The following is a 21658-nucleotide window of genomic DNA, read 5'->3' as shown; positions in this document are numbered from 1 at the left end:
CACAAAGTCAACAGCCTAGGCTCTGCCTCTTGTCAAGAAAGAGGAGGCGGAGCCTCCAAGAATGGTTTCCCAGCCTGGAGGCTGGGAACCAGTTAGGGTAAGGGCTGTATTTTAACTTAGTGCCATTCGGTCTAGTATTTTGTTTCATTAGTTATGAGGATTTCCATATATCCTTGGCATTGTCGAACGAGCAAACACAGCATCGATCAGAGTGCTTGGGAAGTTGGGTATGAGACACGAAAGAAGAACGATATTTCATAGAGTTGAGATGGATATTTATCGTTTGAATATTGCTACTTAAGAAAGCTTTGACACTGTGAACAAAGTCTTCTAGCTTTATCGAAACAGAATTCAGGACTCAGGAGCCAGAATTCATGCTGAATTCTGTACGAGTGGCGGATAGCGCAGCGTCTTGATTCTGACTTCTGAATTCTGACTTCTGACTTCTGACTTCTGAATTCTTCTTCAATTCAATGTTATTTGTCCCCACTAAATCGAGTTGTTAAAGAGAAGCCTAAAAAGATGCTACGAGATCGACTTTCATGAAGAAAAAGTCCAAACAATCGAAATCCTTTCAACGTGCTGCCGACGCGCCCAACTTGCCAGCGACGACCTTTAGGTTCATTTGCTATTTCGTTAACCAGTTTCGCTGGTGGTATGTGGCAATGGTGATTCTGGAGGTAATACACGCAACCTGTGGCATCATGTTACCTTATGCCATTGGCGAGATCATCCGGGGCGTGACGCGATCGCCAGGGGAGAGTAAGCAGATTTTTGATGCCGTGAGCCAACCCCTGATGTTATTCACCGCCTTGAGTTTGGGTGAAGTGGTATTCGGGCGATCGGCTGGACTCTTACAGACAATCCTCCATCCGATCCACCGACAGCACATCGTCCGATCGCTATATGCCTACTTACAGCACCATTCTCATCGTTACCTCAGCAGCAGTTTTTCTGGGGCATTGGCACATCGGATTAGCGAAACTTCTTTAGGTGTAACTCAGACGATGCAAATGCTGATTACTGAATTTATGCCAGTAATCATCGTGTATAGTGTCACGACGATATTACTGTATCGCGTCTATCCTCCACTTGCTGGATTCGTGGGGTTGTGGGCAGTTCTTTTCATCAGTATTTCGTTCTGGCTAGCAACTCGCTGCCGAATTTACTCCCGAAAAGCCGCAGCCGCAAGAAGTGAGACAACTGGTATCATCGTAGACTCAGTAACAAACCTCAATAGTAGCCGACTGTTTGCTCGCCTGGGTTTTGAACGACGCTATTTGAATGAGCAATTAAGGGACGAACTCAAAGAGGTGAGAAAATCCAATTGGTACTCGGAGCGAATCCGTTGGTTTCAGTTTATCTCAGCAGCTGTTCTGAAAATCGGCACTCTTTATTACTCGCTCTCACTTTGGAGTCAGGGGACGATCGCAACTGCTGACTTCGTGGTTGCTACTAGTTTGTCACTGTTGATCATCAGTGAAGCCCGCAATTTAAGTAAACGGTTTCTAGAATTTTTTGAACATATCGGCAATATTGCCAATGGTGTCTTTACTATTGTTCAACCCCACGAGATCATTGATCGTGATAGTGCGATCGCCCATTCAATCACTCAGGGACAGATTGAGTTTCGCCAAGTAAATTTTAGCTACTCCCTTGGGAAAAAAGTATTCGACAACCTGTCTATAACTATCCAACCAGGCCAGCGTGTCGGACTGGTTGGCTTTTCTGGCTCTGGGAAATCCAGTTTCGTGAATCTGATTTTGCGTCAATTCGACCCCCAATCTGGACAGATTCTTATTGATGGGGTGGATATTCGAGACATGACGCAAGATGCCCTACACTCCCAGATCAGCTTGATTCCTCAAGATCCGTCTCTGTTCCATCGGACATTGATAGAAAATATTCGTTATGGACGACTGGATGCCACCGACGAGGAAGTGGTCGAGGCGGCACGTCAAGCCTATGCTCACGATTTTATTGCTCAGATTAAGGAAGGGTATGATTCTTTGGTGGGCGAACGCGGTGTCAAACTTTCTGGAGGGCAAAGACAAAGGATTGCGATCGCGCGGGTAATCCTCAAAGACTCACCAATTCTGATTCTAGATGAAGCTACCTCCAGCCTCGATTCCATTACCGAAAAAGCGATCCAAGATACTCTAGATTTAGCGATGGATGGAAAAACAGTCATCGTGGTGGCTCATCGACTTTCTACCATTGCCCATTTAGACCGCATTTTGGTATTTGACCAAGGGCGCATTATCGAAGATGGCACTCACGCCAAGCTGCTGGCACGCCGTGGTGCTTACTACAGGTTATGGAAAATGCAGGCAGGTGGATTCTTACCTGTAGAAGCCAATAATCAAAATGCCTCCGAACTGCAAACAGGATAGTTTTGAGTGTCGAATCGTGGTCATTTTAAAATTTCAGAAAGTAGATGCACGAAAAACCAGTCAGACTTGCCCTAACTGTAGAGTTGAGACAGGTAAAAAAGAACTTGTCATACGTACTCATATTTGTTCAAATTGCGGCTATACAACTGATAGAGACATAAGCAGCCGCTCAAGTAGTCGCTATTAGGGGGCTTGCAGCCGTAGGGCATACGGTCAAGATGCTTGCTGAGGGTAAATTCATTGGAATCCCTTTGAAGCAAGAATCCCCGAATTTCTAATTCGGGGAGTGTCAAGAAAGTTCAGTAGCCTCAATTCAGGAGGCCCAATACGTTCAAAGATTAGAAGCGATCGCACTTGAATTTTTCTCAATGAGTGAGTTCAGAAATGTCCACAACTGCAAATCAGTAAAATCTGGTATTGCCATAAATGCACCGATTTCCTGCAAAGCTTGGGGATTATGGGTAGACGCTATGCCAATGGTGCGGATATCTGCGCTCACCGCTGAACGAATCCCAGAAGGAGAGTCTTCTAAGGCGATCGCTTCTTCTGCTGTAATCCCCAACTTATTCAAAGCAACTTGGTAGGGTGCAGGGTCGGGTTTACCTGCAATACAATCATCCGCTAAAACAATTGTATGAAAAGCTTCTTTTATCCCCAACACCTCTAGCATAAATTCTGCATTTAACCTCGGAGCATTAGTAACTAATGCACGTTTCAATTGATGTGTATCTGTCCAGGCTAGTAGTTCAGAAAATCCATTCAAAGGTTTGAGATTTGGCGCGAGTTTGCGGAAAAGCGCTTCTTTTTCATCTGCAAATTTTTGCCCCTCTGCTGCTGATAATTGTGGCAGAATATCCTTAACAATTTCTGGATTTAGCCCCCCACTAATGCGGGTTTGATAAAATGTTTCGTCAATTTCTATGCTGTAATTTAACAGCATTTCCTGCCAAGCTAGGTAGTGTATAGGGTCAGTGTTGACAATAGTGCCATCTAGGTCAAAGAGAATTGCAGCCAGCATAATTTTTGGGTAAAATGTAAATAATTGTTAACTTAATTTAAATAGTTTATATTGTTTTTTGTCCTTAGTGATTGTTCCTTGGTTAATACAGGGTAAAAAGTGACAAATAATCTGCTAAATCCTAAAACTGTAAGGGCAGATAAATAGAGCCTCTCAGCAAACTGCCGTATAATTGATAACCTTCCATGTAAGCAAATGCTAGCCGATCTAAACTTTTTTCGCGTTGATGATTTACTGGTGCGGATTCACAACTCTGAAGTCGAAATGGCCCAGAATGTTGCCGAAATCGCACAAAAGTATTTACAGCAGACTCTCAACGAACAAGATACGGCTGCTGTATTGTTAGCAACAGGTAATTCCCAACTCAAATTTCTTGATGCTTTAATTGCATTGGGTGGTGTAGATTGGTCACGGATTATACTGTTCCATCTAGATGAATATTTGGGAATTACTGCTGACCATTCAGCCAGCTTCCGGCGCTATATGCGAGAACGTGTAGAGAAACGGGTTATTCCTAAAGAATTTCACTATATAGAAGGTGATACATTGCAACCAGTGGCAGAGTGCGATCGCTACACTAAATTATTGCAAGCACAACCAATTGACTTATGCTGTCTTGGTGTTGGCGAAAATGGACATTTGGCTTTTAACGATCCAGCAGTAGCAAATTTTCAAGACCCTTACAGTGTGAAACTGGTGAAACTAGATACAGTGAACCGTCAGCAACAAGTTAGTACAGGTCACTTTCCAAATCTAGAAACTGTTCCCCAATATGCTTTTACTGTCACCATCTCGGCGATTTGTTCAGCTAAAAAAATTATCTGCCTTGCTCCAGAAAAACGTAAAGCGAATGTGGTAAAAGAAATGTTGCAAGGAGCTATAACTACAGATTGTCCGGCTTCTGTTCTCCGTCAACAATCCCAAGCGATGTTATTTTTGGATGTTAATTCTGCTAGTTTGCTCTCTTGAAAAGGGAGTAGAGAGTGGGGATTAGGGACTGGGAAACAGGGGAAATTGAAGAAGGCAGAAGGCAGAAGGTTCAATGTTTTGTAGGGAATTCAACACCATACTTAATTGGGGCCACAAAACAAGAAAATTTGATGGGGGTCTTAAACCGCAAGTTCGATGATTGTCACGGACTCCAGAGCAGAAAACAGTATTCCAACTGAGCCTCCAGCATAGCTGCCCTCTGCCTTCCTTGATAAATAATTCAGAGTTATTACCCCATGTATATAGCTTATCCGTTGCGGTATTCCCTTGCTTTGAAATATCAATGCGCTGTGCATTTTTATTGGTCAATATCGTTGGTTTAGCAAGCCATAATTTGATTAAATCTCACATCTGATAGTGTCATCGCAAAAAAATTCTGTTACCAAAAATGTTACGAGTGTATTGTACTTAGGCAGTTACTTTATCATGATATATAGTTAAGCTCCTCACACCACACGGAAAGCCGTGAAACAAATACTATGTTTCACGGTTTTTTCCTTTTCAGAAATAATTTAAGAGCGTAGATATGCAGAAAGCAGTTGAATTTAAACACGGCTCTGCTAACTACGAATGGGAGGCTTGTCCATTAACTCGGTACTCTTTGATTAAAAGCTGTAATCTTCATCTGGCAAGCATTTCCGCTTTTCTTAGTGCCATTCCTCTTATAGCTAAGTGCTGTTAGCGGTAGCGGGGCGTTTAGCCCCAATACGGTTCAGATAAGACCAAAATACTTGTAGAGACGGCGATTTATCGCGTCTAGAAAACCCACAATTTTGTACACTTAGCCCTTAACCGAATGGCACTAAGAAAAGATACAGCCCTTGTTCTGACTGGAACAAGCCTTCAGGCTGGGAATCCATTCTGGGAGGCTCCGCCTCCAGTAGCTTGAATTGAGGCAGAGCCTCTTTTAAATACATTCCCAGCCTGGAGGCTGGGAACGAGACGACACAAGCTTTTGGGTTTTTCTTAGTGCCATTAGCCCTTAACCCAAGCGTATTGCGTTTAGCCCGTGATGAGTAAAAACCCAGTTTTTTCAAGACTTTGAGCAATCAACACTGTCCTAATCTGTGTGACTACGGCTATGCATACCAATTAGATAGGTAGCTAAAACTGCGGATGCAATCTCCTTTTTTTGGTAGAGGAATTACGAGTGGTTCTGTCTTTAACATTGGAAACAGCTTAATCACCACTAAAAATCGATAAGAGATATCCATGATTACTCGTCAGGCTCTTAAGCAGTTGCAATTTTTGAGCAATGTTCCGGCGCTTTCCATCCTGTTACCAACTCATCGGACATCACCTGATAATAAACAAGATCCGATTCGGGTGAAAAATCTGGTAGATGAGGCAACGAAGCGGCTTGCCACAGAATTTACTAACCGCGAGTTGGAACCATTGTTGAAGCGGCTCGAAACCCTCGTGAGCGAAATTGACTATCGCCACACGCTGGATGGGTTAGCGCTATACATCAGCCATGACTTTGCCAAGCTTTATTACCTGCCCTTTCCTGTACCTGAGCGGGTTGTAATTGATCAAACCTTCGCGACACGAGATTTGGTCTATGGAACGCATCGGGCGCTACGCTATTGGGTTTTGCTGTTAAGTCAGGCATCCACGCGCTTATTAGCTGGAACAGGAGAAACCCTTGAGGAAGTTCATGATGAAAACTTCCCAATGCAAATGACAGGGCCCGGGGCCACGGCTCCGCTTCCATCTGACGCAGACTCTAGCTATCGAGACGATAGGCATCGCAGATTTTTTCAGCATGTAGACACTTTATTGAAGCTCTATCAGAATCCAAATGAGTCGCTACCATTGGTTGTGGGAGGTGTTGATCGGCAAATATCTTTCTTCCAGGAGGTTTCACAAGATACTCAAGGGATGTCTACGACGGGCTACACCTACGCAGGAAGCCTGAGTGGCAATTTTGACAAAGCGACGATTCATGAACTGACCCCTCAAGTGTGGACAATCATGCAGTCCGTTCGGGAGGCGCAACAGGCTGATGCACTCCAGGCATTAGATGACGCGATGGGTACTCAAAGTGTCGTTTCTACGATTGGGGAAACGTGGCGATTAGCGCATGAAGGTCGAGGGAAATTGCTTTTGGTTGAAAAAAACTACCATGTACCAGCAATCTTGACTGAAGACGGCAGGTTTGAGTTAGTGGATCAACCAGGTGGTACAGAGGTGATGGATGATGCCGTCGATGAAATTATAGAAGTTGTCTTGGCTAAGGGAGGAAACATTGCAATTGTGGACGATGAAGCACTATCAATTCATCAGCGAATTGCATTGGTTTTGCGGTATTGATGTCAAATTTTCACAGTGAAACACAACCTTTAGCGCTTTTCCATGCCTGACACAACATATTTTTTTGATTATTTCTACAATACTTTTGTCTGAAGTCTTAATTGTCAAGTTGGGGTCGAGTTCGGCAGATGCCTTTTCTCTCTACAATAGATTCAACCGACGCATCCGCCACAAACCCAAGCGGTGAATTTTTTCTAGTAGTCTGCCAAGGAAACTTTGCATGGTGGTTAGCAGAGGGGAAAGAACTTGGTATAAGCCTCTCCTCTGCTCCCCTGCTCCCCTGCTCCTCTGCCGACCTCCACCCAGCAATTTTGGGTTGGCGAACTACTAGTATGGCCTGTCGTTCTCTATGGGGATCTGATTCGGTTCTTTGCGAGGCACATTGTTCATCTTGCGGCGAAACTCAGACACCTTCTCGTAAATGAGCAGTCGCGATCGGTTCATAGAACCCAAGGGTCGATGTTCGGGTAAGGAATGCCAGGGCGTGAACGCGAGGTTCTCTGCCATCTCTACCCTACCCTTGGCGTCAATGTCTTGCTTCGGGATGCGAATGATCGCGACCTGTTGAAAGGGAGACACCATTTCGTCCCACAGTTCCAGAGGATCTTCCACAGGCATCGTCATTGGATCGGCTTGGATCTGGACAGCAAACTCGTAATAAACGTCTTCTGATCCGACCTGTTTCTTCATGACTTCCCTCAGAAAGTCTGGCCCCGTCGTCTTTGGCTGGCGGTTAGTGCTTCGGGAGATGGGGGTGGCTGAGAACTTGATCGCGTTCGGCCCTAGCAAGTATGGCGTCTGACTCCAATAGCGAATCTGGACGGGATTGAAGAATGGTTGCGATCGCATGGACATGATCGCCTTGAGTTCCGTGGGTCGAGTCTCAAAAAACTTCTCGATCTGACCCTTCAACATCTGCTGATGCAAGAGTTCATAATCCTTGAGGTTTCTTACGAAGAAGGTCGGGAAATTGATCATCACGAAATCTTGCGTCTTAGCATCCTTTTCCGATGCAAGCAGTTTCTCGCCCTCGACTCCGAACAGTTTGATTGCCATTCCGGCAGCCTGTGGCACTCTGTCCTCTTGAACCTCGACATTCCCGGCAGAAAACCGGATCAGGGCATCAAACGTGCGCGGCGTCTTGAACACGCCGTAGCGCAATTCTTTTGGGAGATTATCAAGCACGATGAATTCGGCATATACCAAGCCGTGTGCTTTCGGATGCGCGTCGCGCAAGACTGGCCGAGTACCGGGCGGAAACTGGGTGTGCAGTCGTGCCAGCGATGCGTTGAGGATCGAATCAATGAGATCCTTTTCACCCGGCTCGATGGATTCTTGCGCGAGAGCGGGCACGGTTGGCTTTTGCACCGATATCTCCTTGGGTGCGCCGTCGTCAGCACCTAGGTTTTTGACGTGGAAGAACGTCTTATCTTGCCAAGCACGGATGGGGTCTTTCGATCCGCCAAATGGAGTGATCTGTCGGGGTTGGTTACAGAAGGAAGGGAGCGTCAAAACCAGTGCAATCACCCCACTGGCTAGCACCAGAAGAACGATTCTTATCAGCTTGCTCATTAATCCCTCCTAAAGTTGACATACTCACCGACCTAGAGGCGCGGTGATTCTGGAGTAATAAGTAATAAGTAATAAGTAATGAGTAAATACCCATTTCTCATCCACTCATTACTCATTACTCATTACTCATTACTCATTTAAAGTCCTGTCACCGATGATAAAAAGCCGTCCTCAAAAGACGGGGCTTCTCTACGAGACGCTTCGCGAACAGACCCAAGTTTTGGGTGACAATTTCGCCTGGATTGATCGATTCTTGGGCTAGAGCATGTTTTGTCGTTGAAGCCGGTGACAATTGGGGTGCGCCGTTGTAAGTGCCTGGGTTTTTGACGTGGAAAAACGTCTTATCTTGCCAAGCACGAATAGGATCTTTTGGCCCGCCAAATGGGGCAATCTGTCGGGACTGGTTCGGGATGGACTTCATGTACTCGACCAATGCCCAGCGCTCATCCTCAGTCAGCAGTCGTCCGATAACCCCTTTCTCGGTAGGTCTATTCTCAAAGGAATGTCCAGCGTTGGAATTGCCGACCAGCGAGGTGTCAAATAGGAACTTCCCAGATTTCCCAGAAGTGTCCACGCCGACCTTCACCGGATCGAACTCTCGCCCGATAAAGAACGTTTTAGACCGCTCATTGTCTGGAAGCAGCAATTCGTAGAGATTCGGCACTGAGCCATTATGCAAGAAGGGGGGCGAGGCCCACATACCTTCAGCCGGGTTAGCCTTGTAGCCGATCGCCGGAATCGGATCGGGTGGCTCTGGATAAAAAGCCCGATAGCCGTGTGCCGAGACGAGTTCCTCATCGCTGAGTTTGAGCTTGGCTACTGCCTTGTCAAAGATCCCGCGCTGTATCGCCTGGAAGACAACGGGCGGTGGAGCGATCGCAGCCCCAGTGTCCGGCGCTGGCAAATACTCACTCATCCGTCCAGTCTTCACCGTCGGGTTGCTCTCGAACTGCGGACTTGAGAACTGCCCCGGATCGGTGCCGATAACATCAACGGAGACGATCGCATTCTCAATAAATCGCTTGTCTTGCTTTTTGGGTTCACTCCAACGATGCGGCCAGGTGGAGTGGCATCCGGCGCAGTTTTGCGTAAACAGTTGCGCTCCCTTGGCAGCCTTCTCTTCATCGATCTTGCCGAGAACACCTTCGGGCCATTGAGGTGGTGCAAGTCTCCGTAGGAGAGCCTCGCTGGCAATTTGGCCCTTAAGGTCTACGGTAGAGTCGAACAGCCCTAACTTTGGCGTCTTCGACGTTAAGTCCATCCTCGCAAACACCCCCAGAGATTCACCCTGATTGCGGAGAATGGGGTCAAACAAGACGCCACTCCACTGTGCCCAAGCTGACTGCGGTATGTTCCAGACGAAAGACGGCTTGACTGGTGCGATCGGCGCTACCCAGTTTTGCGGAATGTCGAGCCAACGGGATTGCACCTGATTGTGAATCAGGCGGAGTGCATCCATGCGTCCCGGGCCAACAACGGTCGGTGTCACCGCAAGGATGCCGCGATAGCCATGAACTGCCGCGGCATCCTCTTCCAAGCGCTTGCGTAACGCTTCCTTGCCGGCATCATCGCGCTGTCCCAGTTTCTCTGCTAGCCGAGCGAACTTTTGCGGATCGGCAGCCGTTGCCGCCAGGGTATCATCCAGTCCCTCAATGAAGGCATGAACATCAAGTGTGGCGTTGTTACCGCCCGAAATACTGATCTTGGTTCCCTTGTGTTCGATCTGTCCGTTATGACACGCGGCACAGCTCAATCCGACCCACTTGCCTTTCCATCGTCCGTCCGCTACTACCGTATTGGTTATGCCGATGGGTAGCCCGTCCGGGTTGTATTTGGAATCGGCGGGTTGGGGGATAAATCCATACTTGGCGAGGTTATCATTGGCACTGAATAGCCCCTGGTTATTCGCCGCATCGAGGTTTAGGAAGATGTCGTAAGACATCGCAGCCGAACCTTGTGAGGTGTAGTAATAGCGTAGCCGATCCTCTTGAGACCAACCTTGATCCAGGTGGACGACTTTCGCCTTTGCCGGTCGGTCTTGGGAAAACGAGGCGAGCGTGAACGCCAGTGCCATCACCACACCGGCTAGCACGAGAAGAACGATTCTCATCAGCTTTCTCATCGGTTTCTCCTAAACGTGATGATTGACCCATCTCCCTGCGGCGGAAACGAGCAAAACTATGTCTCTGGCTCTCTTATTACCTCTAGTTATGAGAGTTTGACTTCAATATTTTTTTATTTAATTGCTTTTAATCTCTTAAGTTCTCATCCTACAAGATGTCTCTTACAAAAAAAATTTGCGGTACACTAAAGGATTTACCTACCCTAAATTTAATCGTGCGATGTAGAAGCGTGCCCGAAAACTATCTAGCCGCTTTCTTTCTTCAAGCGATACGTGGGTGCCGCCTAATTCCCAGTCCCTTGTATTTGCGAGGTTGTGTAAAAGGAACTGGGGACTGGGTGTAATACCAATTCAATTAATGATTGCATCTCTACAAATGGTCTATTTGTCGTATTCTTTTTTCAAATTGGTATAAAATCGAATCGAAAAATTATGGTGCTTGCTCTTACCCACCACCAAATTTAAAAAAAAAATTCCTGGTACCCATTACCGGAGGGGCGACCAGTTGAAAAGCCTAAATTATTACTTGCCTCAGCGACTAGAAGTCGCGGCTACACATACAAAACCCGCCTACGCGGGTTATAAAACTCGATTTACTGCTAGTCCACGCAGGTGAACTTAGCTTGTCTAGTAGCTACTTATATTCACTCAAAAATTTTCAAACAACCTCTTGTATCTCAAGAAGAAGTTAGAAGAAATTTATCTCCAGATCATGACATCCTGTGCCTGAATAATTCCCTTGTTGGTAATGACTTGGCAAAGATTACGGCGTAGTAGATTCGTGCCACGAATCTACTACACAGTTTACCCGGAGACTGTGCCTATATCTAGTCTCCACTCCTGTTTGAGCAATTGATGGAAAGTCGTTTCCCGAATTAGCATCTGCTCATACAGCACAAGCAAAAACTCTTTAGCTTGTTCATAGGACATCTGTTCCACTTTGTCGGCAAAGCAACGGATACTAAATTCTTGTTCTAACGATAATTCGATGGGTTGATCCATTTTTGGCTCCTGCATTAATTGGGGGCGAAAACGAGAAGCTCAATACTGGCGTGTTTGATATGTTTAAATTACCAGAATCCAGATTAAGCCTCTCTAATCACCGTTTCAGACTTTTAGTTAGTAACTAACCTGTTTATAGAGAGTTATTGAAATAGGTTGCCCAAAGAGTTCCAGTTACTCCAAGAGCGATTAACAGGTATGTAAAAAACTTGCCTAATTCAGGTTGTTGTCCTAGTACCTTATCTTCTTGACCACCAGTGAAAAATAATGACCAAGCTTGATTGGCATTAATTTTCTCAAAGTTGTTAAAACTAGGTCTGAAAACTACTGCTCCAAGCAAATTTTTATTGGGAAAATCAAAATCGGTTTTCATGATGTTTTCTCTATTGTTTTATTGAGTTGATCAGGGATTTCTTGTTATCTGTTAACTAAATTCTGACATCAGGGATTTTGCCCCTCTTAGATTAGTCATTAGGCTGATTCTTTTCAAATCTGCCTGAGCGTATCAGTCTAAAACTTCATTGGCATCCATATTGGTTGCCTCGCAACGAGTAGCGTTGTCGCTGGATGTTTTTATTATAGCTATATTTCGGAATATTGAGTTTTATTTCAAATTACAAAAAAATATTAAGTTAATTTTTACATATCTACCTTTGAGATGGGTAAGCGTCTCGCGCCTGTCACCAGACATTGCAGTTTTGCCTCAGAAATAGCTCTGTATCTACCCTCTTGCGGTAAAGTTGCATAAGAATGTGCATCTAAAGCCAGGAGGAAAGAGTTGTGAAAGCAGTCTTGATGACGGCAGCTGGCAGTCCCGAAGTTCTGCAATTACAGGAAGTGCCAAACCCTGGTGTTCCTGTAGGTAATACTGAACTTTTAGTGCGTTTGGTAGCGGCTGGAATTAACCCGATTGACACTAAACTTCGTAGTCGAGGCACTTTCTACCCCGATCGCACGCCGACAATTTTAGGATGTGATGGTGCGGGTATTGTCGAAGCGGTGGGTGCTAGTGTTCAGCGTTTTCGCACAGGTGATGAGGTATATTTTTGCTATGGTGGTTTGGGCGCACACCAAGGCAATTATGCTGAATATACTGTTGTAGATGAGCGGTTTGTGGCACGTAAACCCGCGTCTATTTCTTTTGCTGAAGCAGCAGCAGCGCCTTTGGTATTAATCACCGCCTGGGAAGCTTTATATGAACGGGGACGATTGGAACCTGGGGAACGGGTTTTGATTCATGCGGGGGCTGGTGGTGTCGGTCATGTAGCAATTCAATTGGCTAAACTCAAAGGTGCTACTGTTTCCACTACAGTCAGTTCTGAGGAAAAAGCTAATTTCGTCAAAGAATTGGGTGCTGACCATGTAATTTTTTACAAACAAACTGACTTTGTACAAGCGGTATTAGATTGGACTGGCGGGGAAGGCGTAGACTTGGCTTTTGATACCATCGGCGGCGAAATCTTTTACAAAACCTTCCCCGCAGTGCGAGTCTATGGTGATATTGTGACGATTCTCGAACCAGATGCCAATACAGTTTGGAAAACTGCTAGGCTACGCAATCTCCGCATTGGTTTAGAATTAATGTTGACACCAGCGTTGCTAGGATTGGAGGAAATTCTCCAGCACCATGCAGAAATTCTCGAACAATCCGCCACTTGGATTGATGAAGGCAAGTTAAAAATCCATGTTAGTCACAAGTTTCCTTTGAAAGAAGCTGCTAAAGCTCACCAATTAATTGAAAGCGGGTCTGTGACGGGTAAAATTGTTCTGCTGATTAGCGACGAATGAAAGAACTTTTTGCATAAATTATTTTTTAAACGCAGAGGCACACAGAGGTTAAACGCAAAAGTACGCAGAGGGGTTTCTCTGTACTCCTTTGCGTTTCTTTGCGTTTTTTTAATTCTTCTTTTCTTCCTTCCCCTACCTGCTTGGGCAGCACAAACGCAGCCAGAACGCACACCCTTAACTCTGGAATTATTACAAGAACGATTGCGTACACCCACACTCCGCGAAGGCAATTTGACTGTCGATTTGCAGAAAATGGTGATTGATTTACGCCCAGAAAATGCTAGCTTTCGTGATGCTTTTTACCAATTATTGCGAAAAGAATTAGGTGCTAAACCTTTAGGTTTAGACCTCAGCTATGCTTTAATTTTGGGTGATTTTGTGGGCAGCGATTTGGGTTTAAGAACACCCTTGTATGTAAAAGCGATGTCTGGCGACAAGCCGCGAGGCGTCTACGCTCCCATTTTCACTGCTAGCGAACAAGAAGAACTAGAACGTTTACGCTTTGTTTGTCTAGAGTCACTCGCAATCGCTTTACCCAACTCCAAAGATTGTCGATCGCTTTTAGGAACAGAGTCAACCCCAGCCAGTGAAATCGCTGTTTTTCGTGGTGCTTTGACGCTGGTGCAAACTCGCTTTAATGGTGAAGTGAAGTTCTCCAATACATTTTTTCTTCAGTCTGTGGATGCCCAAGGCGCAACTTTTCTCCAACTTACTAACTGGACTGAAAGCAGATTCGCTCGTCCCGTTAGTTTCACCAGCGCCAATTTCCGGCAACCAAGCAATTTTCAGAGCAGTATTTTTTTTGAAAAAGCTAATTTCAAAAAAATCAAATTTCAGGAACTTGCTGATTTTCAAGGCAGTATCTTTGAAAAAACTGCTAACTTCAACCAAGCAACTTTTAAACTTTTGGCTAAATTTAGTAGTGTGCAATGGCAAGGGAATGCTGATTTTTCTGATGTGTACTTTGCTAATCAAGCCCAGTTTACTAAAGCAGATTTTAATCAGTTCCTTCTTTTAACAGAAGCGACTTTTGAGCAAGCTGTAAGCTTCCGGGAAGCGGAGTTTAACAAATCGGTAAATCTGCAAGGTGCGAACATTCTTAACCAAGCAGATTTTAGTGATGCGATATTTGCTACAGAAGCTTGTTTAAGCGTACCTGGTTTAACTTTTAACTCTAACCAAGCGAAAATTTTAGGTAATCCCGGTCAGATTGGTAAGATGTTTTGTATCCCAACATTGCGAGGTAATCAAAACATCTTGCGGAATTTGGGGCAAAATTTCCGTCAGCAACAGCAAGTTGCCGATGCCAATGAACTGGAATATACAAAACAACGACTGCGATTAAGAGAGTTCGGCCGTCGTCTGACGGCTACAAATATTAATAGTGCTTCTGTTGCAAGTTTGATTAACCTGGGTTTTTCTGCAACTCAAGCCCAAGCGATCGCCCAGCGTCGTCTGGTAAAATCCTTTCGCAACAGTAGTGAGTTACTCACCATAACAGACATCGATTTAGAAAAATATACCCAACTAAGCGATCGCTTAATTGTTGGCGAAACTCTTTCTATACTTGGCTGGTTACTGCAAGCTTGGAGTTGGTTGGCGTTGAGTGTATTGCTGTTGTTGAGTGGCTATGGTACAAATTTTTGGTTAGTGTTTGGCGTGGGAGGATTAGCGATCGCTTATTTTGGCTTACTGTTTTGGCTGGTGGATCGCTATCGTCGGCTGCATCCCGTACCAATTATTCCCACATTCTACGAAACCATTTCGATATTAATCAGTTTTAGCGTTTTAGAATTCTTCAGCTTACTAGCGATCTTTCGCAATGCTCAACAACCTTGGCTGACATTAGGGTGTATTTTAATAATTATTGTCCCCGTCCCAATGGCTTTATTGATTAGACTTTACCAACAAGGTCGTTATCATGACTTAATGGACGTTTCTTACTTCACAGAAGACGGCACATTTCGCCAGTTACGATTATTGATTGGGCGTTTGCCAGTGATACCAAGGAATCAGACATTTCGGGAACGATATATGCCCTTGTTGTGCGATCGCCGCTGGAATTGGCTCAACTACTATGATTTTAGCCTCAACAACCTAGTTAAATTAGGATTTAACGACATTCGTTTACGAGATGAACATTTACCAGGTATCATCTCTGCACTTGCTTGGTATCAATGGAGTTTCGGTTTAATTTACATCACCCTAGTTTTGTGGACACTTTCCCGCACAATTCCGGGATTGAATTTGCTGATTTATCTGAAGTAATGATTTAGGATTGCTATAGGAATCCGCTTTGATTTCTGAACTAATTTGCGTAGGCAGGCAATAGGGAATCTTGCTACAGGCAACAGTCAAGAAGGCTTCTTAGTTGTACTGAGTTTTTTCAGAAATCAAATATGAGTCCTATAGCAATCAAAATCACTCCTCAACAATTTAAACTGCTTTTGGAATCTAAATCTCTTGTGTATCAGTAAAATTTTCTGGGCTAAGTTCATTTTTCAGTTTGAGTTTTAGCTCCTCTGAAATCGGTAAATCTTTAATTTCTTTAAGGAGAACTTGAACAGATTCGGTTTTGCTACGTTCTTTATAAATAGCATTAACAATGGCTTCAAGTCCGTATCCTGCTACAGTATCCCCTACAACTGTTATTAGACCAAGTAGGGCTATACCTCCAACTATGCCAAAAGGCCCTCCTAACGCTGTAATGGCAGCTGCTACAGCGGCAGAACTACCTCCTGATGTGACCGTTAGAATCACAAGAATGACACCAGGAAGACCCAGACCAGCAAGTTTTTTAACGATTTCGTCCATTTTAATCAACCTCAATTCTTTATATGCTAGTTAAACATTACCAAGGGCAGTAAAATTTATTTAGCCTAATTAAAAACTAAAACTTTTCTCTATTTATTGTCTTTGTAGTCATCTAATTAAACAGATAATCTCAGTTTTATCAATAAAATGCAATAGCAGTATAAGACGGTTAAATGGACAGTTAAGACAGTTAAGTGGACAATTAAGACAGTTAAGACATTTAAGTAGACAGTTAAGACAGTTAAGACAGTTAAGCAGATAGTAAAAATATTTAAAATAGTTAATGAATAATAATTACTAACTTTCAGGAAGCACGAGGCAGAAGCAAAACTGCCCTCTGCCTCGTGCTTTCCGTTTATCAAAATTTCTGGACTGCTGCCTCTAGCCATTCCTATGCAGAGCATAGGAATGAGATAAACATTTAGCTGAATCAAAAAGAAGCCTCTCACCTTCCCACAAGGTGAATACCCTAGTTAGTAGCTAGTTTGTCCGGCTTTTTTGCAGCTGGCGATCGCGGCGATTTCCGTCCAGAAAGATCGTACAGTAAACCCATAAGTGCAGGTACAACGGTAGGGGTCAAAATAGTAGAAAAAGCCAGACCACCTGTTAAGACAATACCCAACCCCTGATATAACTCTGAACCTTGTCCTGGTAAAACTGCTAGCGGTAACATCCCTAACACACTAGTGCCGGCAGACATGAAAATCGCCCGTAAGCGATCGCTTGTCGCATTATATAAGGATGCATCATAATCCTCACCTGCTTGCTGGAGTTGCAAGGCGCGATCGACCAGCAGAATGGCGTTGTTAACAACCACACCCGTAAGGATCACAAATCCCAAGGCTGTAATCATATCCAATGCCACATTCATTCCCGGAATCATGTTGGCGATTACTAGACTCAATAGTGCGCCACTCATACCCATCGGCACTGTTGCCATAATCACTACTGGGTACAGGAATGAGCGATATAACGCCACCAGCAACAAGTAAGTAATCAAAATCGAAACTGCAAATGCAGCAGCTAATTGACCAACAGTTGTTGCTAACTGATCTGCGGAACCTGCCAGTTCTAGCCGATAACCTGTTGGTAAACTAGCACGTAAAGGAGCCAGAATTTCTTCTTCGGCACGTTCTACCAGGGTAGCAAGAGGGGCATCTGGTGCAAGGGTGACAGTGAGGCTAATTGAGCGCTCTAAATTGACGTGGTTAATGGCATCGGCTCCCGTAGTTTCACGGATTTCGGCGATATCCCCCAGTTGCACTTGTCGTCCTTGTGCATATAAAGGCAATTGGCGCAGTTGTTCTGGCGTTTCCACAGCAGTATTTTGCAGTTCCACTGAGACATCTAGTTCTTCTTTGCCATCGATGTAATTGGAAACAACTCGACCACCCAAGGCTGCTTCGACCATCGAACCAATTTCTGCTTCCGAAAGTCCTACTTCGGCAATGCGTTCGCGGTTGGGAATCACTTGTAATTCTCCTGCACCCAAGACAAAATTTGAGCGCACATTCTGCACCCCTGGAAGCGATCGCAATTTGCCGGTAATTTGCTTTTCTAAGTCACCAATTTGGTTTAAATCAGCGCCAACAATATCCACTTCAAATTCTTTACCCGGATCGCGGAATATAGAAATCCGTGTCGGGATGACAAAGCGGTATCCAGCAAAGTTACTACTTTGGGCGCGTAACCGATCCACCATATCAGCCAGTCCGGTAGTCGTGGCAAATTCTGGTTTTAAAATAGTTGCAATACCTCGCAGCGCCCCTGGACGGTCAACATACATGATCCGCTCAACTTCTGGTTGCGATCGCAGAAATTTTTGCACAGGTTCAGATTGCCGAATCGCTTCGGGTATACTGGTTCCCGGTAACGGTTCGGCCCGCAATACAACTAAGTTCCGATTTCCTTCGGGGAGATAATCGGCAGGTGGTAAGAGAAAAATACTAGTTACGAGTAAAACGATCGGAATCGACAGCACAATTAATCTGCGCCCAATCCGTTTACGCCCCAGTGACCAACTAACAGTAGCGACGAGAAAGTTTTCCAGTTTGGTTTGGAAATGACGAAACACCGCAGAGGTTTTGGCCACCATCCGTTCAAACCAATTACCGCCCCGATATTCTCCACCCTGCATCATTTGCATGGCTTCCGATTGTTTGAGGAACAATCCCGATAGCATTGGGACTAAAGTTAATGCCGCAAACAGCGAGAATAGAGAAGAGGCAGAAAGTGCGATCGCCATATCAGCATAGAGTTGCCCAGCTTCACCCGTCACCATTAACAAGGGTACAAATACCACTACGTTGGTTAAGGTGGAACCAAGCATTGCGCCCCAAACTTCCTGAGTACCTTCAATGGCTGCACGCATGGCACTTTTGCCTTGCTGCATGTGGGTAAAGACATTCTCAATTACAACGATCGCATTATCTACGACCATACCCACTGCAAACGCCAATCCCGCCAAACTGATGATGTTTAATGTGCGTCCAAATGCAGACATGACAATGAACACCATAATCAGTGTAATGGGAATTGTAATTGCCACCACTGCAACGGTACGCATGGAGCCAAGGAACAGAACTAAGACAATGGTTGCTAACAGCGCCCCACTAACTAAGTTGCCTTGGACAAATTCAATGGATTGATTGATATACTGACTCTCGTCATAGTTGTAGACAAAGCGAATACCTTGATTTTGCTTGTCAAACTCAGTTTGCAGTGCCGCAATTTCCGCGCGGATGCCTTTAGCCACCTCTGGTACATTCGCCCCAATTTGCCGAATTACACCGACTGCTGCCCCAGGTTTGCCGTTGAACACCAACGCCCCATCTTGAGGTTTGCGTCCCATCTGGACTGTTGCGACATCTCGCAAGTAAACAGTGCCCGATTGGTCGCGTCGCAGCACAAAACCTTCAATTTGTGACAAATCTTGCGATCGGCTGATTGTGCGGACTCGATATTCCCGTCGTCCGAGAATTAATGGCCCACCCCGAATATCACGGTTGTTTTCTTGAAGGACTCTTACTACATCGCCAATTGCGAGATTGCGATCGCTTAATGCTTTTGGATCAACCTTCACCTCTACTTCTCGTTCTTGTCCACCCACTAACAAAAACTGCCCAGTTCCTTCGACTCGCCGCAAACGGGGAATCACCACTTCTTCTGCTAAGTCTCGATAACGGTCTGCATCCGGTTTAAATCCATCTTTGGTATCAAAGGGAATCCACATCATTGGTGAACTGTTACCACCCACCAGTTCCACACTCGATTCCTGCGCTTCTGGCGGTAAGCTTCCCACCTGCTGCAAGCGGTTGAGAACATCTACCATCCGTTCTCTGGCGTTGGCATCTTGAGCAAATTCCAAGGTGATGCTGCTGCGTCCAGCACGAGAAGTACTGCTAATTTCTTGGACACCTAGCACCTCTTCCATCTGTTCTTCGATGGGGCGGGTAATCAGGTCTTCTACTTCTGTTGGCCCTGCACCGGGATAGGTAGTTGTGATCGTAATTTCCGGGCGATCGCCTCCTGGTTGCAATTCTAGGGGTAACTTAAGTAGGGAGAATACCCCGAACATTGCCAGCAAGCAAAACAAAACAAAAGTTCCATGTCGCCAACGAACGGCGGTTTCAATAAAGTTCATATTAATTGGTAATTCAGAAAATCATATTTAAACTGGGTTTCCAGTATTTTGAAGGAAAGGTTAAAGGAGAAAGAGACGATTCTTCCTCTTTAACCAACTTCTGCAAGAAGTCTATGGAAGCGTGGTGCAACCTATGTTTTAACAAGAGAGGTAGGACGATTTGGTGGACTGGAATTAGACTGGGTTGAAGCCTCATCTAAATTACAACCTCCTTCCTTCTGCCGACGCTCGCGGACTCGCTAACGCTGCGCTATCCTGCCTCCTGCCTCCTTCAAGTTGGATCAACTATCTTTACAGGCGCACCATCTTGCAATCCATCACCGCCACGTAGCACAATGCGTTGACCGGTGCGTAAAGTGGGATGATAAATTGCGACATTTTTACCCATGTCAGAAACCATTTCGACTGGAATTTGTTTAGCTTTGCCATCTGCAACTGCAAAAACTAGCCACTCGTTTTGTCTTCTGGTTAATGCATCTCGTGATACCACAAAGCTGGAGCGATTCGAGGGCATATTTAAGTTACCTGCGATCGCCATTCCTGGTATTAATCCTGACGGGGGTTTGTTAATTTCGACACGCACACGCTGGCGACGGGAAGCAGTTTCGGCAGAAGGAACTACAGCGGTGATGGTGGCGCGTTGTTTCCATTGCGGTAGAGCGCGAGTTGTGAGATCGATTGTCATCCCTGGAGTAACTTTACCACTGAGTTCTTCTGGTAACTCTAGGAAAATGTCGAAGCGATCGCCTGCTACTAAGGTGACAATTTCACCAGAACTTTGTACCAAATCACCATTGCTGATGTGGCGAGTCTGCACTATTCCCGATTCCGATGCCAGAATCCGCGTGCGCTGCTGGGCTAATTCTGCTTGAGCTAAGGTGGCTTTTGCTGCTTCTACATTTGCCCGTTGAGCGGCGATTTCTTCTTGAATCGGCCCAGCTTTCGCTTCGGCAAGTTCTGCCTCAGCTTCTAGGCGTTCTCCTTGGATGTTATTCAATTGTGCTTGGGCTTCCACTAACAATCTTTGAGATAAAGCACCCTCTTTAACAAGATCGCTGGTGCGTTTCAGGTTATCCTGTGCTTCCAGTTCTCGCGCCTTGGCAGATGTGACAGCCGCTTGCCGTTGAGCAATGATTTCAGGACGAGTGCCAACTTCCAAACGTGCTAGATTGCTCCGTTGTTGTGCCAGTTGCGCTCGTGCTTGGCTAATTGCCAATTGCTGATCGGTATCATCCAGTAAAGCGATCGCCATTCCGACTTTGACGCGATCGCCTGGTTGCACTGAAATTTGCTTGACAATTCCACCAGTTTGAGCGCGAATTGTTGACTGCTGAGTGGCTTCTACTTGTCCCAACAACTGGACACTTCTGGTAGCACTCCCAGTTGCGAGGGAGATTGTTTCAATTGGTTTTGGAGGTGGCCCTTGCTGCTGTGCCACAGAAGAGGGTGGTGTACCACCAGGAGCGAACATCCGCCAGAGGATAATGCCACCAGTTGCCAAAAATGAAATCAGCAATCTCCAGAACCAAGGTTTACCTGAGCGAGTCGGTGCTAACTCAGAAGGCACAGAACTATCTGATTGGGTTTCAACCTTTGAAACTTCAGTTTCAGAAGTATCCATAGCGATTAACGGTGGGCTACTGAGGGTTAAGGGCTAATTATTAACCGTTGAAAGTGAACAATGAATAGTCCAATGTTCGCTATCAACAGTCAATTATTTAGATAAAAGTAAATTTACGTTACTTTTTTGTAGTTTATTGGATAAATATGACAAAAAAATGTCAAGGAGAGGCAGAGGGGAAAGAACTTAGTATTTGAACTCTCCCCTGCTCCCCTGTACAAGGCTTAATCGAAATGTGGTGAGAAATCCGGGTTAATCGCAGTGATGGTTAGGGTGGGGTAAAACTAAAGCTAAAACCTTAGTAAATCAGGTTTCAGGTGAGGTTTTGAGAATTTATGCAATAAATATATTGAATTCGGGTAGTTGTTTATTGAATTCGGGT

At 45.2% G+C, this 21658-nt stretch carries 13 protein-coding genes and 1 pseudogene; 6 read left to right on the top strand and 8 right to left on the bottom strand.

The features are described 5' to 3' along the window. Positions 1-542 precede the first annotated feature (542 nt). Positions 543-2393 carry an ABC transporter ATP-binding protein gene (locus RRG12_RS38265; protein ID WP_420762804.1) on the top strand — a complete coding sequence of 617 codons (1851 nt, stop codon included), beginning with the start codon at positions 543-545 and terminating at the stop codon, positions 2391-2393. A gap of 31 nt (positions 2394-2424) precedes the next feature. After that, positions 2425-2671, top strand: a pseudogene (locus tag RRG12_RS38260) (zinc ribbon domain-containing protein); the annotation flags it as partial. A gap of 53 nt (positions 2672-2724) precedes the next feature. Here RRG12_RS38260 and RRG12_RS38255 read toward each other — a convergent pair. After that, positions 2725-3411: an HAD family hydrolase gene (locus tag RRG12_RS38255; RefSeq protein ID WP_069068747.1), complete on the bottom strand. Its 687-nt coding sequence runs from the start codon at positions 3409-3411 to the stop codon at positions 2725-2727. A 195-nt stretch (positions 3412-3606) separates the two neighbouring features. Here RRG12_RS38255 and RRG12_RS38250 point away from each other — a divergent pair, with 195 nt between their 5' ends. Continuing rightward, the gene (locus RRG12_RS38250) at positions 3607-4380 is read left to right on the top strand and encodes a glucosamine-6-phosphate deaminase (RefSeq protein ID WP_069068746.1); all 774 of its coding nucleotides are present in this window, start codon (positions 3607-3609) and stop codon (positions 4378-4380) included. 1233 nt (positions 4381-5613) lie between these two features. Next, the gene (locus tag RRG12_RS38245; RefSeq protein ID WP_069068743.1) at positions 5614-6714 is read left to right on the top strand and encodes a hypothetical protein; all 1101 of its coding nucleotides are present in this window, start codon (positions 5614-5616) and stop codon (positions 6712-6714) included. A gap of 327 nt (positions 6715-7041) precedes the next feature. Here RRG12_RS38245 and RRG12_RS38240 read toward each other — a convergent pair whose 3' ends face one another. The 4 genes from RRG12_RS38240 to RRG12_RS38225 all read right to left on the bottom strand — a co-directional run bounded on the left by RRG12_RS38240 (position 7042) and on the right by RRG12_RS38225 (position 11783). Then, positions 7042-8286 (bottom strand): catalase family protein, encoded by a 1245-nt coding sequence (locus RRG12_RS38240; protein ID WP_420762803.1) that lies wholly within the window; start codon positions 8284-8286, stop codon positions 7042-7044. A gap of 148 nt (positions 8287-8434) precedes the next feature. After that, positions 8435-10408 carry a di-heme-cytochrome C peroxidase gene (locus tag RRG12_RS38235; RefSeq protein WP_420762802.1) on the bottom strand — a complete coding sequence of 658 codons (1974 nt, stop codon included), beginning with the start codon at positions 10406-10408 and terminating at the stop codon, positions 8435-8437. Between the two features lie 804 nt (positions 10409-11212). Further along, positions 11213-11410: an NblA/ycf18 family protein gene (locus tag RRG12_RS38230; protein ID WP_420762801.1), complete on the bottom strand. Its 198-nt coding sequence runs from the start codon at positions 11408-11410 to the stop codon at positions 11213-11215. Positions 11411-11543: 133 nt separating this feature from the next. Then, a complete protein-coding gene (locus RRG12_RS38225; RefSeq protein WP_181930033.1) occupies positions 11544-11783 on the bottom strand; it encodes a hypothetical protein in 240 nt (79 codons plus the stop codon). A gap of 407 nt (positions 11784-12190) precedes the next feature. Here RRG12_RS38225 and RRG12_RS38220 point away from each other — a divergent pair, with 407 nt between their 5' ends. Together RRG12_RS38220 and RRG12_RS38215 are read left to right on the top strand one after the other, a co-directional pair. Continuing rightward, the gene (locus tag RRG12_RS38220; protein ID WP_420762800.1) at positions 12191-13198 is read left to right on the top strand and encodes a zinc-dependent alcohol dehydrogenase family protein; all 1008 of its coding nucleotides are present in this window, start codon (positions 12191-12193) and stop codon (positions 13196-13198) included. Between the two features lie 9 nt (positions 13199-13207). Beyond that, positions 13208-15466, top strand: coding sequence for a pentapeptide repeat-containing protein (locus tag RRG12_RS38215; protein WP_420762799.1), 2259 nt, complete (start codon positions 13208-13210; stop codon positions 15464-15466). Positions 15467-15652: 186 nt separating this feature from the next. Here the strand turns inward: RRG12_RS38215 and RRG12_RS38210 are convergent, their stop codons facing one another. The 3 genes from RRG12_RS38210 to RRG12_RS38200 all read right to left on the bottom strand — a co-directional run bounded on the left by RRG12_RS38210 (position 15653) and on the right by RRG12_RS38200 (position 21276). Continuing rightward, on the bottom strand, positions 15653-16012 hold the full coding sequence (locus tag RRG12_RS38210) for a hypothetical protein (RefSeq protein ID WP_069071228.1): 360 nt from the start codon (positions 16010-16012) through the stop codon (positions 15653-15655). A gap of 469 nt (positions 16013-16481) precedes the next feature. Continuing rightward, positions 16482-19655, bottom strand: a complete 3174-nt coding sequence (locus tag RRG12_RS38205) for an efflux RND transporter permease subunit (RefSeq protein WP_420762798.1) — start codon at positions 19653-19655, stop codon at positions 16482-16484. Positions 19656-19926: 271 nt separating this feature from the next. Next, on the bottom strand, positions 19927-21276 hold the full coding sequence (locus RRG12_RS38200) for an efflux RND transporter periplasmic adaptor subunit (RefSeq protein WP_420762797.1): 1350 nt from the start codon (positions 21274-21276) through the stop codon (positions 19927-19929). Between the last annotated feature and the right edge of the window lie 382 nt (positions 21277-21658).

The sequence above is a fragment of the Nostoc sp. CALU 546 genome (assembly GCF_048836525.1).
The sequence above is the reverse complement of the archived record's forward strand: the minus strand, read 5'-3'. Positions and strand labels throughout refer to the sequence as shown.

Bases quoted from the DNA above. Each gene is read 5' to 3' on its own strand.
- RRG12_RS38250 (WP_069068746.1), top strand. From the start codon at position 3,607: ATGCTAGCCGATCTAAACTTTTTTCGCGTTGATGATTTACTGGTGCGG.
- RRG12_RS38230 (WP_420762801.1), bottom strand. From the start codon at position 11,410: ATGGATCAACCCATCGAATTATCGTTAGAACAAGAATTTAGTATCCGT.
- RRG12_RS38205 (WP_420762798.1), bottom strand. From the start codon at position 19,655: ATGAACTTTATTGAAACCGCCGTTCGTTGGCGACATGGAACTTTTGTT.
- RRG12_RS38225 (WP_181930033.1), bottom strand. From the start codon at position 11,783: ATGAAAACCGATTTTGATTTTCCCAATAAAAATTTGCTTGGAGCAGTA.
- RRG12_RS38210 (WP_069071228.1), bottom strand. From the start codon at position 16,012: ATGGACGAAATCGTTAAAAAACTTGCTGGTCTGGGTCTTCCTGGTGTC.
- RRG12_RS38245 (WP_069068743.1), top strand. From the start codon at position 5,614: ATGATTACTCGTCAGGCTCTTAAGCAGTTGCAATTTTTGAGCAATGTT.
- RRG12_RS38240 (WP_420762803.1), bottom strand. From the start codon at position 8,286: ATGAGCAAGCTGATAAGAATCGTTCTTCTGGTGCTAGCCAGTGGGGTG.
- RRG12_RS38200 (WP_420762797.1), bottom strand. From the start codon at position 21,276: ATGGATACTTCTGAAACTGAAGTTTCAAAGGTTGAAACCCAATCAGAT.
- RRG12_RS38235 (WP_420762802.1), bottom strand. From the start codon at position 10,408: ATGAGAAAGCTGATGAGAATCGTTCTTCTCGTGCTAGCCGGTGTGGTG.
- RRG12_RS38265 (WP_420762804.1), top strand. From the start codon at position 543: ATGAAGAAAAAGTCCAAACAATCGAAATCCTTTCAACGTGCTGCCGAC.
- RRG12_RS38255 (WP_069068747.1), bottom strand. From the start codon at position 3,411: ATGCTGGCTGCAATTCTCTTTGACCTAGATGGCACTATTGTCAACACT.